General features: G+C 43.1%; 14 protein-coding genes. 2 read left to right on the top strand and 12 right to left on the bottom strand.

Translation table 11 applies throughout. The features are described 5' to 3' along the window. Positions 1 to 31: 31 nt before the first annotated feature. The gene (gndA, locus tag AB5I83_RS01955) at positions 32 to 1,441 is read right to left on the bottom strand and encodes an NADP-dependent phosphogluconate dehydrogenase (protein ID WP_448972426.1); all 1,410 of its coding nucleotides are present in this window, start codon (positions 1,439 to 1,441) and stop codon (positions 32 to 34) included. Positions 1,442 to 1,571: 130 nt separating this feature from the next. Next, positions 1,572 to 2,852 carry a DNA polymerase IV gene (locus tag AB5I83_RS01950; RefSeq protein WP_448972424.1) on the bottom strand — a complete coding sequence of 427 codons (1,281 nt, stop codon included), beginning with the start codon at positions 2,850 to 2,852 and terminating at the stop codon, positions 1,572 to 1,574. A 190-nt stretch (positions 2,853 to 3,042) separates the two neighbouring features. On the opposite strand from AB5I83_RS01950, the gene AB5I83_RS01945 reads away from it, so the two are divergent. Then, positions 3,043 to 4,755, top strand: a complete 1,713-nt coding sequence (locus AB5I83_RS01945) for a methyl-accepting chemotaxis protein (protein ID WP_448972422.1) — start codon at positions 3,043 to 3,045, stop codon at positions 4,753 to 4,755. A gap of 53 nt (positions 4,756 to 4,808) precedes the next feature. Here AB5I83_RS01945 and AB5I83_RS01940 read toward each other — a convergent pair whose 3' ends face one another. The 4 genes from AB5I83_RS01940 to mce form a co-directional block, all read right to left on the bottom strand. Beyond that, entirely contained in the window at positions 4,809 to 5,291 is a 483-nt protein-coding gene (locus AB5I83_RS01940) for a chemotaxis protein CheW (protein ID WP_448972420.1), read from the bottom strand. A gap of 448 nt (positions 5,292 to 5,739) precedes the next feature. Continuing rightward, positions 5,740 to 6,861 (bottom strand): tripeptidase T, encoded by a 1,122-nt coding sequence (locus AB5I83_RS01935; protein WP_448972418.1) that lies wholly within the window; start codon positions 6,859 to 6,861, stop codon positions 5,740 to 5,742. A gap of 74 nt (positions 6,862 to 6,935) precedes the next feature. Beyond that, positions 6,936 to 8,486, bottom strand: coding sequence for an acyl-CoA carboxylase subunit beta (locus AB5I83_RS01930; RefSeq protein WP_167831475.1), 1,551 nt, complete (start codon positions 8,484 to 8,486; stop codon positions 6,936 to 6,938). Positions 8,487 to 8,488: 2 nt separating this feature from the next. Then, the gene (gene mce / locus AB5I83_RS01925; protein WP_448972416.1) at positions 8,489 to 8,902 is read right to left on the bottom strand and encodes a methylmalonyl-CoA epimerase; all 414 of its coding nucleotides are present in this window, start codon (positions 8,900 to 8,902) and stop codon (positions 8,489 to 8,491) included. 263 nt (positions 8,903 to 9,165) lie between these two features. On the opposite strand from mce, the gene prli42 reads away from it, so the two are divergent. Further along, a complete protein-coding gene (prli42, locus tag AB5I83_RS01920) occupies positions 9,166 to 9,261 on the top strand; it encodes a stressosome-associated protein Prli42 (RefSeq protein ID WP_167831477.1) in 96 nt (31 codons plus the stop codon). Between the two features lie 43 nt (positions 9,262 to 9,304). On the opposite strand, the gene AB5I83_RS01915 is transcribed toward prli42, so the two are convergent. The 6 genes from AB5I83_RS01915 to AB5I83_RS01890 all read right to left on the bottom strand — a co-directional run bounded on the left by AB5I83_RS01915 (position 9,305) and on the right by AB5I83_RS01890 (position 14,067). Then, the gene (locus tag AB5I83_RS01915) at positions 9,305 to 9,820 is read right to left on the bottom strand and encodes a L,D-transpeptidase (RefSeq protein ID WP_448972414.1); all 516 of its coding nucleotides are present in this window, start codon (positions 9,818 to 9,820) and stop codon (positions 9,305 to 9,307) included. Positions 9,821 to 9,846: 26 nt separating this feature from the next. Then, on the bottom strand, positions 9,847 to 10,851 hold the full coding sequence (locus tag AB5I83_RS01910) for an aromatic acid exporter family protein (RefSeq protein WP_448972412.1): 1,005 nt from the start codon (positions 10,849 to 10,851) through the stop codon (positions 9,847 to 9,849). Positions 10,852 to 11,162: 311 nt separating this feature from the next. Beyond that, entirely contained in the window at positions 11,163 to 11,885 is a 723-nt protein-coding gene (locus AB5I83_RS01905) for an amino acid ABC transporter ATP-binding protein (RefSeq protein ID WP_448972410.1), read from the bottom strand. Next, positions 11,878 to 12,537, bottom strand: coding sequence for an amino acid ABC transporter permease (locus tag AB5I83_RS01900; RefSeq protein ID WP_226642440.1), 660 nt, complete (start codon positions 12,535 to 12,537; stop codon positions 11,878 to 11,880). The genes AB5I83_RS01905 and AB5I83_RS01900 overlap by 8 nt, the downstream gene beginning before the upstream one ends. A gap of 82 nt (positions 12,538 to 12,619) precedes the next feature. After that, the gene (locus AB5I83_RS01895) at positions 12,620 to 13,411 is read right to left on the bottom strand and encodes a transporter substrate-binding domain-containing protein (RefSeq protein WP_448972408.1); all 792 of its coding nucleotides are present in this window, start codon (positions 13,409 to 13,411) and stop codon (positions 12,620 to 12,622) included. 218 nt (positions 13,412 to 13,629) lie between these two features. Continuing rightward, entirely contained in the window at positions 13,630 to 14,067 is a 438-nt protein-coding gene (locus AB5I83_RS01890; protein ID WP_448972406.1) for a BrxA/BrxB family bacilliredoxin, read from the bottom strand. Positions 14,068 to 14,167 lie beyond the last annotated feature (100 nt).

Here is a 14,167-nt window from a genome sequence, read left to right as displayed (position 1 = left end):
CAGCGAACATTGAATTCGCTGTGCCTCTTTGTTATTCCATCCACTCAGTGTGGAAGATTCCTTCTTTGTCAATGCGCTGATACGTGTGGGCACCAAAATAATCGCGCTGTGCCTGGATCAGATTGGCAGGCAGTGTTTCAGTACGGTAGCTGTCAAAATAAGAAAGTGCTGCGGAGAAGCTAGGCACCGGTATGCCGTTCATGACGGCTGCCGAAATAATTTCTCGCAATGATTGCTGGTAGCTTTCTGCGATTTCCTTGAAGTATGGATCGAGCAGCAGGTTTTTAAGAGCTGGATCCCGATCGTATGCTTCTTTGATTTTTTGAAGGAACTGAGCTCTGATAATGCAGCCTCCACGGAAGATCATCGCAATGTCGCCGTAATTCAAATCCCAGCCATACTCTTCAGACGCCGCTCTCATTTGCGCAAATCCCTGAGCATAAGAACAAATTTTGCTCAAATAAAGTGCCTTTCGAATGGATTCAATGAATGCATCGCGATCGCCATCAAATAATCTTGCTTCAGGGCCAGAGAGGACTTTGCTTGCTTCGACACGCTCTTGTTTCATTGCTGAAATGAAGCGAGCGAAAACAGATTCAGTGATGATTGGCAGCGGCACCCCTAAGTCAAGCGCACTTTGGCTCGTCCATTTTCCAGTGCCTTTCTGGCCAGCGGTATCAAGAATCATATCAACAAGTGGTTCGCCGGTTTCATCATCCTTCTTTGTAAAAATATCAGCCGTAATTTCAATCAGATAGCTATCAAGCTCACCTTTATTCCATTCTGCAAATACTTCATGCAGCTCGTCAGCATTCAATCCAAGTACATGCTTTAACATAAAATAGGATTCAGAAATCAGCTGCATATCTCCGTATTCAATTCCGTTGTGTACCATTTTCACATAATGTCCTGCTCCATCAGGGCCAATGTAAGTGGTGCAAGCTTCTCCATAAACCTTAGCAGCGATATCCTGGAAGATTGGGGCCACGAGGTCATACGCTTCTTTTTGTCCGCCAGGCATGATGGAAGGTCCGTGAAGTGCCCCTTCCTCACCGCCAGATACACCAGTGCCGATGAAGTGAAGTCCAAGCTCGCTCAATTCCTGGTTTCGACGCTGAGTATCAGCAAAATATGTATTGCCGCCGTCAATGATGATATCTCCCTTTTCCAGATGAGGTTTTAATTGCTCGATCGTCGCGTCCGTTGCTGCTCCAGCTTTCACCATCAGAAGGATCTTTCTTGGTTTTTCAAGAGATTGAACAAATTCCTCGATAGAATAAGTTCCGACGACCTTCTTGCCTTTCGTTTCCTCAAGCATTTCATCCGTCTTTTCCCTGGACCGGTTATATACTGAAACAGAATAGCCTCTGCTTTCGATATTCATGGCAAGGTTTTTTCCCATGACAGCAAGGCCAATGACTCCGATTTGCTGTTTTGACATATGATAACTTCCCTTCATTTTAAAATAGTTTTTTAGACATACACACTAATTTAACAATGAAAACAAACTGGTGCAAACAATCTGGTTTGTCCCTTTTTATTTTGACGTAACCCGGTTATGCTAAACGTCATTAAAAATCTTTCTTATCTTTTTTACGCCCCTGGAGGAAATCCTTATTGAAGCTCGTCCCAGCCCCCGGATTCTCGCTGGTTCTGGGCTTGTTCACCTGAGAACCCGCACTTTCAATGATGCTCTTGCCGTATTTCTCACGCAACTGGCTCATCGTATTGATCAGCGGCTCCTTTTTGGCATCCTGCTCATAAGAAAAAAGGTCAAGCTGCTTGACTGCTTTGTCTGCTTCAAGCAAGTCCGTTCCCGTGATTCCCAGCAGCCTGATAGGATCTCCATTCCAATGCTTCAGGAAAAGCGTTTTCGCAGCCGCGGCTATTTCGTCCTGCTTCGATACGGGGTTCTGCAGCTTTTGGCTCCTGGTGATCGTCTTCCTGTCCTTGAAGCGGATCATCACGCTAAGGCTAGTGGCGACAGCTTCCTTCCTTTTCATCCTTGCCGCTACTTGCCCTGAAAGGACATCAAGAACTTTCAGGAGCTCATGCTGATTTGAAATATCACGGGGCAGCGTTGTCGAGTTGCCGATACTCTTGAAATCGTAGACAGAATCGGGATCCACCCGGCGGTTGTCCTGTCCATTTGCTCTTTCTTTCAATCGTAATCCATTTATGCCCAGCAGTCCTTTCAGCTGGATTTCATTTGCAGCTGCCAACCCGCCTATTGTATTGATTCCAATACTTTTTAGTTTGTCCGCTGTTTTTGTTCCTACTCCATGCATTTCCCCGACCTCGAGCGGCCAGAGAATCCGCGGGATGTCACGCTTTCTTAGAACAGTGATTCCCATTGGTTTCTTCATATCGGAAGCCGTTTTCGCCAGGAATTTGTTTGGTGCAACCCCGATGCTGCAAGGCAAGTCAAGTTGCTCATAAATTCTCTTTTGGATGCTTTCTGCGATTTCAAGAGGGGCGCCCAGTTCAGAGCAATCCGTTATATCCATATACCCTTCATCAATGGAAACAGGTTCTACAGCTTCTGTATACTGGCGCAAAATATCGAACATTGCCGCAGATGCTGTACGGTATCTATCAAAGTTCGGTTTCATTATGATTAATTCTGGGCAAAGCTTTTTTGCTTCCCATAAAGGCATTGTTGTCTTGACGCCGACCTTTCTCGCTTCATAACTGCACGTGACAATGATTCCGCGTCTTTCTTCAGGATTGCCGGCAATAGCCAGTGGCTTTCCCTTCAATTCAGAATCGTAAGCCATTTCTACTGAGGCATAGAAGCTATTCATATCAACATGCAAAATGACTTTGCCGTTTTTTGGATACATTTCTTTCATGATCCCACTTCCCAAATATACGTTCCCTTCTAGTGTATCAAAAAAGCTCATTGATTACTTATATCGGGATTGAATTTAGATCAGGGTACAGTTTTGAACATTATGTGAAGAAAAGCCTCAAAACGTTTAATATTCTTTTACCGAAACCGATAAATAACCATGAGGATAAAGAAAAGATGGGGGAATTTTTATGCAGCATTGGTCAATTGGCAGAAAGTATGCAAGCGTTTTCGCATTTATAATGGTCATATTTCTGGGCAGCTTTATTTATTTATCAACGGTTTTAACAAATCTTCAAGGAGCGATTAATCTTGCTGAGGAGAAAAGTGATTATGCAATCATGATCAGTGAAATGGGAGCGACATTTCGTCAGAAGTATATCATTATCACTGACTACATAACCGAACCAAAACCAGAGCTTCTTACACTATACAAAAAAGAAACGGATCAATTTAACAGCTCTGCTGACAAGTTAAAAAACAACGTAAAAACAGAGGAAGCCAAAAGCTTATTCAATGCAATTGTCCAAACAGATAAGCATATGGACAAAATCTGGGAAGATGAAATTTTAAGGACCGTTGAAGAGTTCAAGACTAACGGCGAACAGGTAGATATTTTCACCCAAATCAGTCTGGCCAACAAGGCTGAAACCATTCGCGATATGAACATCGATAAGCTTAATGAACTCAGGAAATCGATTCTTGATGACCGTACCAGCATCATGAAGGAAACTCATTCTACGATTGCCTCGATGATCCGAAATACGTTCATTCTTATCATAATAGCCTTCATCCTCTCTTCAGTAGCAATGTACTTTGTCTCTCGCAACATAAGCAAGAACCTCAAAAATGTGGTCGCTTATTGTAAGAGACTCGCTAATGGTGAATTGAATGTCCAAGCATTGGAAGCGAAGAGTAAGGATGAAGTTGGGCAAATCATCATCGCCATGAACCAATTATCAGGGAACTTGAAAAGTTCGATTACCAGTATACTGGCATCATCGGACCAGGTAAATGATATGTCCAGGAACTTAAAACTTAATGCGGAGGCAACGACTGAAGCCAATAATGAAATTACAGCATCCATCATGCAGGTGGCTTCTTCATCTGACGAACAAGTGAAAATCTCAGAACGTACAAATGAAGCGGTTGAAGATGTTTCTTCCCAATTAATTGAAGTCACTGGTTCACTAAAAGATACACTTCATACAACATCAAGCACGAAGGATAAGATCGAGGAAGGCAAACTATATGCATTTAGCGTCACAGAACAGATGGACCAGATTAATGGAAAAGTTTCAGAATTAGCGAGTGTGATTCATTCACTGAAAAACAATTCCCTGGAAATTCATAGAATCATTGAAATCATCACAGATATTTCCAATCAAACCAATTTGCTTGCACTAAATGCTGCAATCGAAGCAGCAAGAGCTGGAGAGCATGGGAAAGGTTTTGGTGTCGTGGCGCAGGAAGTCCGCAAGTTGGCCGAACAATCAGCTGGGGCGGCAGACAGCATCCGCACCATTCTTGAACAGACAGGAAAAGAAACGAACCAGGCCGTAAACGTCATGGAGGAAAGCCAAACGACCGTACAAAAAGGAAATGAACTTGTAGAAAAAGTGGCAGAAATCTTCACGGAAATAGCACAATCGATTGAAGAGGTCAGCTTGAAGGGAAACACTGTTAGCAGTGCCGTCATGAATGCAAATGAAAAAATGGAATCAATGATGCAGTCAGCCAATGAAGTGATAACTGCTTCCTCAAGATCCGCATTATTCCTGGAGCAGGTAGCCGCAACAACCGAAGAACAAAATGCTACAATGCAAGAGCTGTTGGAATCATCCAACAAGCTGTCTGACATGGCCGAAGACTTGAGAAAGTCATTCTCCAGCTTCAAACTATAAAAGAAAACAAGCTGGCCCAGTTTAGATGGGGTCAGCTTGTTTTGTTGATGCCATTAATTATGTATTTCCTGCTTTTGCTGTTTCATATAGTCTTTGATTTCTTTGATTCCTTCTAGTGAAGTGATCAGGGTTTGCGGGTCAATGATCATGATAATTCGTTTATCCAAATTGGCGATTCCCGTAATGAATTTTGTGTTTTGGTAGGCGATAAGTCCTGGCTGCTTCATGTTTTCGTCGGGAATTTCAAGGATTTCCTTTGCATCTCTGACGAGGACTCCCAAAGAGATATCCGAAGTCTCCAGCACGATCAGTCTCGTCTTGTCATCCGCCTGAATATCCCGATGGTAAAGGACCTTTTCAAGATCAATGACCGGTATCAAATCTCCCCTTACCTTTGTGATTCCGGTGACATAATCAGGCATATGCGGAATCGCTGTCATCCCTTCCATTTTTTCAATTGAAACGACATAAAGAATCGGAAAAGCGTATTCTTCATTTCCTGCCTGGAATACAACCGTCTTATTGCTATCAGCCATTTGGAGTACACTTCCTTTAATTTAATTTCCATCTATTGCTCTGTTAATCGTCATATGATTTCAGATTGTTATTCTGTGGACCATTCCAAGTATTATATCGGATTCTTCAGGGCCATCTTTAGGATTATTGAAGAATGAGCAAGTTTAATGGACATTTTGCCTTCTTCTTCAACCCGAAATGTCTATTAAAACATGGTTCTTGGACATTTTGACTTCTTGCTCTCTCCAAAATGTCTATTAAAGCATGGTTCTTGGACATTTTGACTTCTTGCTCCATCCGAAATGTCTATTAAAGCATGGTTCCTGGACATTTTGCCTTCGTGTTCCATCCGAAATGTCTATTAAACTGCCGCACAAAATTGTCTGCAGAATTCTTAACACTCCAATTCTTCCCCAATGGTTTTTCCGTGTTTAAAAAGGACCTCCCAACTGGGAGGTCCTTAAGGTATTATTGTGCTGCTACTTCTTCAATCAATGCAATGACCATTTCAGCAAGCTTGTTGAGCTCTTCGATTGGCATTCTTTCATTCGTTGTGTGGATTTCTTCATATCCTACAGCAAGGTTGACGGTTGGGACACCAAAACCTGCAATGACATTTGCGTCGCTTCCGCCGCCGCTATGGAGCAATTCGGAGCTTCTGCCGATTTTTACAGCTGCTTTTTTAGCAAGCTCAACAACCAGGTCGCCTTCTCCGAATTTGAAGCCAGGGTACATGACCTGGACATCGACATCTGCCTTGCCGCCCATTTCCTGAGCAGCTGATTCGAACGCTTCTTTCATTTTTGCCACTTGCGCTTCCATCTTTTCAGGAATCAAAGAACGCGCTTCAGCAAGAATCTCTACATGGTCGCATACGATATTCGTCTGTGTTCCACCCTGAAAACGGCCGATATTTGCTGTTGTTTCTTCATCGATACGTCCAAGCGGCATTCTCGCAACAGCCTTGGCAGCGATTGTAATCGCGGACACACCTTTTTCAGGAGCAACGCCTGCATGAGCCGTTTTTCCATGGATGACAGCTGCTACCTTTGCCTGTGTAGGTGCAGCAACAATAATGTTTCCTACCTTGCCATCGCTGTCGAGTGCATATCCATATTTGGCTTTTACCAATGAAGAATCCAATGCCTTTGCACCAACTAAACCGGACTCTTCCCCAACTGTAATGATGAACTGGATTGTACCATGCGGGATTGATTGTTCCTTCAAGACGCGCACTGTTTCAAGCATGACAGCCAGGCCGGTCTTGTCATCCGCACCAAGGATCGTCGTTCCATCTGTCACGACATAACCATCTTCAATCGATGGCTTAACTCCTTTTGCAGGAATGACCGTATCCATATGGGAAGTAAAGTAGATTGTATCTACTCCTTCCTTTGTACCTTGTAAAGTACAGATCAGGTTTCCGGCACCATGACCAGTTTGAGCAGTTGTATCGTCCTCGAAGACCTCAACACCGAGGTCCTCGAATTTTTTCTTAAGGACGCGTGCGATTTCAGTTTCATACTTTGTTTCAGAGTCAATTTGGACAAGCTCTAAAAACTCATTCAATAAACGTTCGTTATTTATCATCCTAGCCGACCTCCAATTATGTATATACTTCTAGAGTATAACGCTAATTGAATCCCAATACCAAACACAAAATCCTACAGTGGGATATTGCCGTGTTTTTTGCCTGGTCTGTCTTCCTTCTTTGTCCGGAGCATTTCAAGAGACTGAATTAATTTGATCCGTGTTTCCCGCGGATCGATGACATCATCGACCATTCCCTGACTTGCTGCGACATATGGATTCGCAAATTTTTCACGGTACTCATCGATTTTCTGCTGCCTGGTCTGCTCAGGATTATCGCTGTTCTGAATTTCCTTCGCAAAAATAATATTGGCAGCTCCCTGTGGCCCCATGACGGCAATTTCAGCATTCGGCCATGCAAACACAAGATCCGCTCCGATGGATTTACTGTTCAGGGCAACATATGCTCCCCCGTATGCTTTTCGTAAAATAACGGTAAGCTTCGGAACAGTTGCTTCTGAATAGGCATAAAGGATTTTCGCGCCATGACGGATAATGCCGCCATGCTCCTGCTTGATACCTGGGAAGAATCCTGTTACATCCTCAAAAGTGATGATTGGAATATTGAAAGAATCACAAAATCTGATGAAACGGGATGCTTTATCGGAAGAGTCGATATCAAGTCCGCCTGCCATCACCTTAGGCTGGTTGCAGACAAGACCGACGACCTCGCCTTTAATTCTTGCCAGACCAATGACAATGTTTTTGGCAAAATCCTTCTGTATCTCAAGGAATGAGCCGGCATCGACTACCTGCTCAATCACTTTACGCACGTCATACGGCCTTATCGCATCGAATGGAATGGCATCTGTCAAATCCGGCCTGTAGTCATCTTCAGCATCTGCCTCCAGTCTCGGTGGCTTTTCTTCATAGCTTTGCGGCAGATAGCTTAACAGCAGCCTTACCTGCTCTAATGTTTCTTCTTCTGACTGCCCATGAAAATGAGCATTCCCACTGATCGTGTTATGTACAATTGCACCGCCGAGGTCTTCCGCAGAAATTTTCTCACCGGTAACCGTTTCAATTACTTTAGGACCAGTGATGAACATCTGGCTCGTTTTTTCGACCATGAAAACAAAATCAGTAATGGCTGGAGAGTAAACCGCACCACCGGCACACGGACCCATGATCACGGAAATTTGTGGGATGACCCCCGAATAGATAGAATTGCGGTAAAAAATATGCCCATATCCATCAAGTGAAACGACACCCTCCTGGATCCTCGCTCCCCCAGAGTCATTCAACCCCACGAATGGAGCACCATTTTTAGCTGCCAGATCCATTACATTGGCGATTTTCTTTGCATGCATTTCACCCAAGGCTCCTCCAAACACGGTGAAATCCTGGGAAAACAAATAAATCGGCCTGCCATTCACCTTACCGTAACCGGTTACAACTCCATCCCCAGGTCCCTTCTGGTTCTCAAGTCCAAAGTCTGTGCTCCTATGCTGGATGAATGGATTCAACTCCACAAAACTGCCTGGATCGACAAGTAAATCGATTCTTTCACGAGCAGTCAGCTTGCCTTTTTCATGCTGCTTTTCGATTCGCTCGTCACCGCCACCCAGTTCGATTTCCCTGCGTTTATCATATAATTCATTGATTTTTTCATAGATGTCTGGCATTTCTATTCCGCCTCCCCGTTCTTCTCGCAAAGTTCGTATAAAACACTTCCTGTCGATTTTGGATGCATGAATGCGACCAACGCTCCCCCTGCACCTTTCTTAGGAACATCCTGAATCATCCTGATTCCATTTTCCTTCATATCATTGATTCTTTCCTGGATTGAATCTACGCCAAGTGCGACATGGTGAATTCCTTCCCCTCGCTTTTCTATAAAACCTGCGATGGCACTCTCCTCAGATAAAGGTTCAAGGAGTTCAAGTTTTGTTTCCCCTGCTTTCAGGAATGCTACTTTGACTTTCTCACTTTCTACATCCTCTATCCCAAGTAATGGCAACTTCAGCACATCTGTATAAAATGGGAGGGCATGCTCAATAGATTTGACAGCAATGCCGATATGGTCGACCTTTTTAATCATGTAATTCCCTCCAAATATTATTTAAATATATTTAACTGTTTTAATATTCGACAAAAATGTCATAATTCCTCCTTATTTTAATGAACAATACATTCATTAGAACAATTAGGATTATCATGCTATTAAGATCACTTTACTTTTACACTATCATAAATTTTATCAAAGGTTGGCATTCAAGCCTTGCTAAAAGGGTTGTCCAAATCAACACTGGGATGTAAAATAGTAGAGGAAGAATGCTTGAGTTTTGGAAGGGGGATTCCTTAATGCGTAAAACCAATGTCAGGAAGGTCGTAGTATACATCATGCTTTTTACTATGCTTGCTTCAACCCTTCTTATGGGATTATCAACATTTCTATAATTAATATAAATATTAAAAGGGCTGTCGCTGTGACAGCCCTTTTCTATTGGTCGATTGCTCCATATTCCTTGCCTAATTCTAGAAAATCTTTAGAGGTCGATGTGATCAGAATCTTTGTTCCTAAAGGTATGTACTCGTACAATGATTCAACTGCCTCATTTTGAAGGCGGACACAGCCCTGTGATACCCTTCTCCCGATGCTTGAGGGGTCGTTCGTCCCATGGATTCCATATGTCCGGCCATCTGTATTTTCAGCGTCAAATCCGATCCATCTGCTGCCGAGAGGGTTCTTGGGGTCTCCACCCGGGATGTCCTTTTTACGATAGTAGGGATCAGGTGCTTTGACAGTGACGGTGAAAAGCCCTTCAGGAGTCAGGTCCTCGGATTTGCCAGTAGCCGCACTGACAACTGTCTGCACTCTATTTTCATTGATCAGAGCGACCTCGTTCGTTTTTTTATTCACAATCACGAATGGGTCCCCGGGAAGCGGATTTTGTCCCAGAGGCCAAATAGGTGAAAAGACGAGAGCTGCTAGAAGCATAGAAATAAACACTGGCATGATGATTCCTCCGCGGTCTTTTTCCGTTAGTTTGTCACGACAGCTTCCTTTTTATCCTCGCTCGTTTTCAAACCTTTAAAGGACCGTTTCAGCAAGAGAAATTGTTCCATCTCATTCACAAAATGAAGCAGGGCCGCCCTTGCCTCGAATTCCTCCCGTGTTTTTGGAAGCTCCATATTCTCAAATTCCGTTTTCATCCTCAACAATTTTTCAAGATAAAACAGAACCGTATTCCCCGGGTGAATTCCTTTAGCGAGCTCCTCGACAAAACCAGCGACCATATTGGCCTGCTCTACATGCCGGGGAATCGAAGTGACGGAAGGCAGTACCCTCTCTATTATTTCAAATTGCTTTTCCCTGATTTTAAAGTATTGATAATACAAATTTTCGTCCCTCAAGAAATGATTTTCGACATCCTGGATTGCGAGACTCTTTGCTTTTTCAATCATTCTTGCAGTCTCTGTCAATTCCCTTCCATCCCAATCTGAATCGTTTTTTCTAAGATAGAGGGCAATCTCCCTGAATATCTTTTTGAATTGTGCTTCGATGTCTCTTTGGTATGCCTCCAGCTTGTTGTCGACACTCGGCATGTACAAGTTCATGATCAGCGCAACACCAATTCCGATCGTGATGATTCCTAGTTCATTAAGTAAAAGACCTGTTGTTACCTTCCCAGCAGAGTATATATGCATGATGATGACACTGCTGGAAACGACTCCTTCCTTTGCCCTGAACATGACGACAGTCGGAATGAAAAAGAGCAGCAACACTCCGATGACAATAGGGTGGTACATGATTCCCTCAAAGAACACAGCGGAGAACGCCATAGCAATGACACAGGCCAGGAATCTATGCCAGGATGCCTGAAGCGATCGCTTCTTTGTCACTTGGATACAAAGAATCGTCAAGATGCCCGCAGAAACATAATTTTCAAAACCGAGAAACTGGGCAATGACGATGGCGACCGCCGTCCCAAGCGCTGTTTTTAACGTACGATAACCAATTCTGAATTTCACAATGTATTCTCCCATCAAAAAACTTAAGGTCTAATAACTTTCCAGACCATCCAAAGCGGATTTCCTTTATGAAATGCTCCTTTTACCTAAATCAATTTAAAATTAGACAAACGGGCAATGCAGAGCCTTTCCTTTTACCAAAAAACATTCCAAAAATGAACAACAGGCATTGCAGCGCGCTTTCTTTTACCGAAATTCATTCCAGAAATAAAAAACGGGCAATGCACGATATTTATTAATAAAAATGAAAAGATGACCACATCCCAGACATGGTCATCCATTAGTTTATCAGATTCGTTATCCTTTATAAAAGCAATGGAAGTGAATCATAGCATTTTTTCAAGAAACTCTTTTGCCCTTCTGCTTTTCGGGTTGCTGAAGAATTCTGCTGGAGGTGCATCCTCGACCAATACCCCGCCATCAAGGAAGAGCACTCGATCCGCAACTTCACGGGCAAAGCCCATTTCATGGGTCACGATCGCCATTGTCATCCCGGTATGGGCGAGCGACTTCATTACCTCAAGTACTTCTTTAACCATTTCCGGGTCCAATGCGGAAGTAGGCTCATCGAACAGCATGACTTCCGGGTTCATCGCGAGCGCCCGTGCGATGGCTACGCGCTGCTTTTGGCCTCCTGACAGCCTGTTTGGATATTCATTTGCCTTTTCGGAGAGTCCTACTTTTTTCAGAAGCTCCAAACCTTGTTTATCTGCTTCGGCCTTGCCTGCACCTTTAACCTTAATCGGTGCATACGTAATGTTTTGCAGCACGGTCATATGCGGGAACAGATGGAAGTGCTGGAACACCATCCCGACATTTTCACGGACTTTCATAATGTTCGTTTTCTTGTCGGTAATATCCTCTGACCCAATCAATATCTGGCCGCCTGTCGGCTGCTCCAATAGATTAAGACAGCGAAGGAAAGTTGATTTTCCTGAACCTGAAGGCCCGACGATGGCAACAACTTCTCCGTTTTCGATTGTGGTTGAAATTCCTTTTAATACTTCCAGCTTGCCAAATGATTTATGAAGATTTTGTACTTTAATCACTTTGTCTCATTCTCCTTTCAACCAGCTTGCCAATGAATGTCAAGGAGATGACCATGAGATAATAGATCAGGCCGGCAAAAATCAGCGGCTCGAAAAATCTATACTGCTCTCCGCCAACAACATAAGCCCTGCGCATGATATCATTTACTGCAATAACCGTTACGATTGCCGATTCCTTTGTCAGGGTGATGAACTCATTCATTAACGCAGGAAGGATATTTTTCAGGGCTTGAGGAAGGATGATGTCACGCATCATTCGATTGCCAGGAACACCTAGAGCCATAGCTGCTTCTTTCTGTCCTTTGTCCACTGCTAAGATTCCTGCACGGATGATTTCAGAAATATAGGCTGCCGAGTTTAAAGAAAAAGATGCGACGGCAGCTGTGTAGGATGAAATTTCAAAGCCGAGGATCTGCGGAGCTCCATAGTAAATAATCATCAATTGCAAAATGAGCGGTGTACCGCGGAAGATGGATGTATAAACATCAGCGAACCAATGGAGCGCTTTGTATTTGCTGATTTTAAAGATTGCAAGAATAATACCAAACGCAAAGCCCAGAAGCCCTGCTACCAAAACTATTTTCAGAGTGACGCCAATTCCCTCCAGAATATATGGCAACGAAGGAAGGATGGCGGTAAAATCTAGATCCATATTCTAACAGCCCTCTCTGTCTATTTCATGAAGGAGAAAGGCGCCCAGAAAACAATAGCATTCTGAACGCCTGTTTTGATTCTTACTTTTCTCCGCCGAACCATTTAACGATCAACTTATCTACTTCACCGTTTTCCATTTTTTCTTTCAGGACCCTGTTGAATTCCTCGGTAAGCTTGCTTCCTTTAGGGAACGCGATTGCTGAACCCGCTTCTTCTTCGCTTCCGTCTTCAATCGTGAATCCTTCAAGGTCGGGATTATTGTCGAAATAGCCTTTTGCCACTGTATCTTCAATAATCGCTGCATCGATGCGTCCAGCTTTGATTTCCTGGACCAATTCTGGGATTCTTGTACGTTTCTCAATCTTGATCTCTACTGTTTCGGCAATTTTTTCAGCTTCTTCTTCCTGGATGGATGAAAGCTGGACACCTACAGTCTTACCTTTTAAATCTTCAATTGATTTGATATTGCTGTCCTTCGCAGAAACGATCATATGCTGTGCTGTATAGTAAACATCTGTGAAGTCTACGTTCTCTTTACGTTCTGGAGTTGGAGTCATCCCTGCCATGACAAAGTCAACGCGATCTGCCTGGATTGCTCCGATAAGGCCATTGAAGTCCATATCCTTAATTTCTACTTCGTATCCTAATTCACTTGCAATCAGATTGGCTAAGTCTACGTCAAAACCAATGATTTCATCGCTTGTTGCTGTTTCCACGTATTCAAATGGCGGATAGTCAGCTGAAGTCCCCATTGTAAGGACTTTCTTTTCCTTACCGCCGTCACCTGAAGTTTTCTCAGTGCTTGTCCCGCATGCAGTGAGAATGCCCATTAATAAAATGCTCATCATAAAAACTGAAATTGCTTTTTTCATCTGTTGTTTTCCCCCTATAATGTCCATTCTGTTATTTTTATACAACTTTATTAATATATTAGCTATTAAACTTGTAAATTAATGAATAACTACTAATAATTATTAACTAAAATGTATTTTAACACATATTAATAAATATGCAATAATATTTTTAAATATAAATAACAAGAGTTTTCACCACAAAAAAAGAACCCCGGCAATGCGGGGTTCTTCAGTCATTATACTTCTTCGCAATATTCTTCGAATGCGTTTTGCAGTTTGTTCACTACCTGCATTGGGTCATGGCCTTCGATTTCGTGGCGTTCGACCATTGTGCAAAGCTTGCCGTCTTTAAGCAAAGCGAAAGATGGAGATGATGGCGGATAGCCAGTGAAATAACTGCGCGCCTTTTCTGTCGCTTCCTTATCCTGGCCGGCGAAAACTGTTACAAGGTTGTCAGGGCGCTTATCAAAATGAACAGCATGTGCTGCTGCAGGGCGAGCAATTCCTCCGGCGCAACCGCAAACTGAGTTTACCATTACAAGTGTTGTGCCTTCTTTAGCCAAAGCTTGTTCTACTTCCTCACCGGAAGTTAATTCTGTATATCCTGCTGCCACGATTTCCTGGCGGGCCTGGCGGACTACATCATTCATGAAAAAATTGAAATCCATACTCATCGATACATCTCTCCTCTGCTGAATAGTAACTAGTACATAAATATATGATACCAATTAAAATTAATTTTTCAAAGTATGTTTAACTCTCAAGAATTCCGGG

The organism is Mesobacillus sp. LC4 (genome assembly GCF_053543455.1).
The sequence above is the reverse complement of the archived record's forward strand: the minus strand, read 5'-3'. Positions and strand labels throughout refer to the sequence as shown.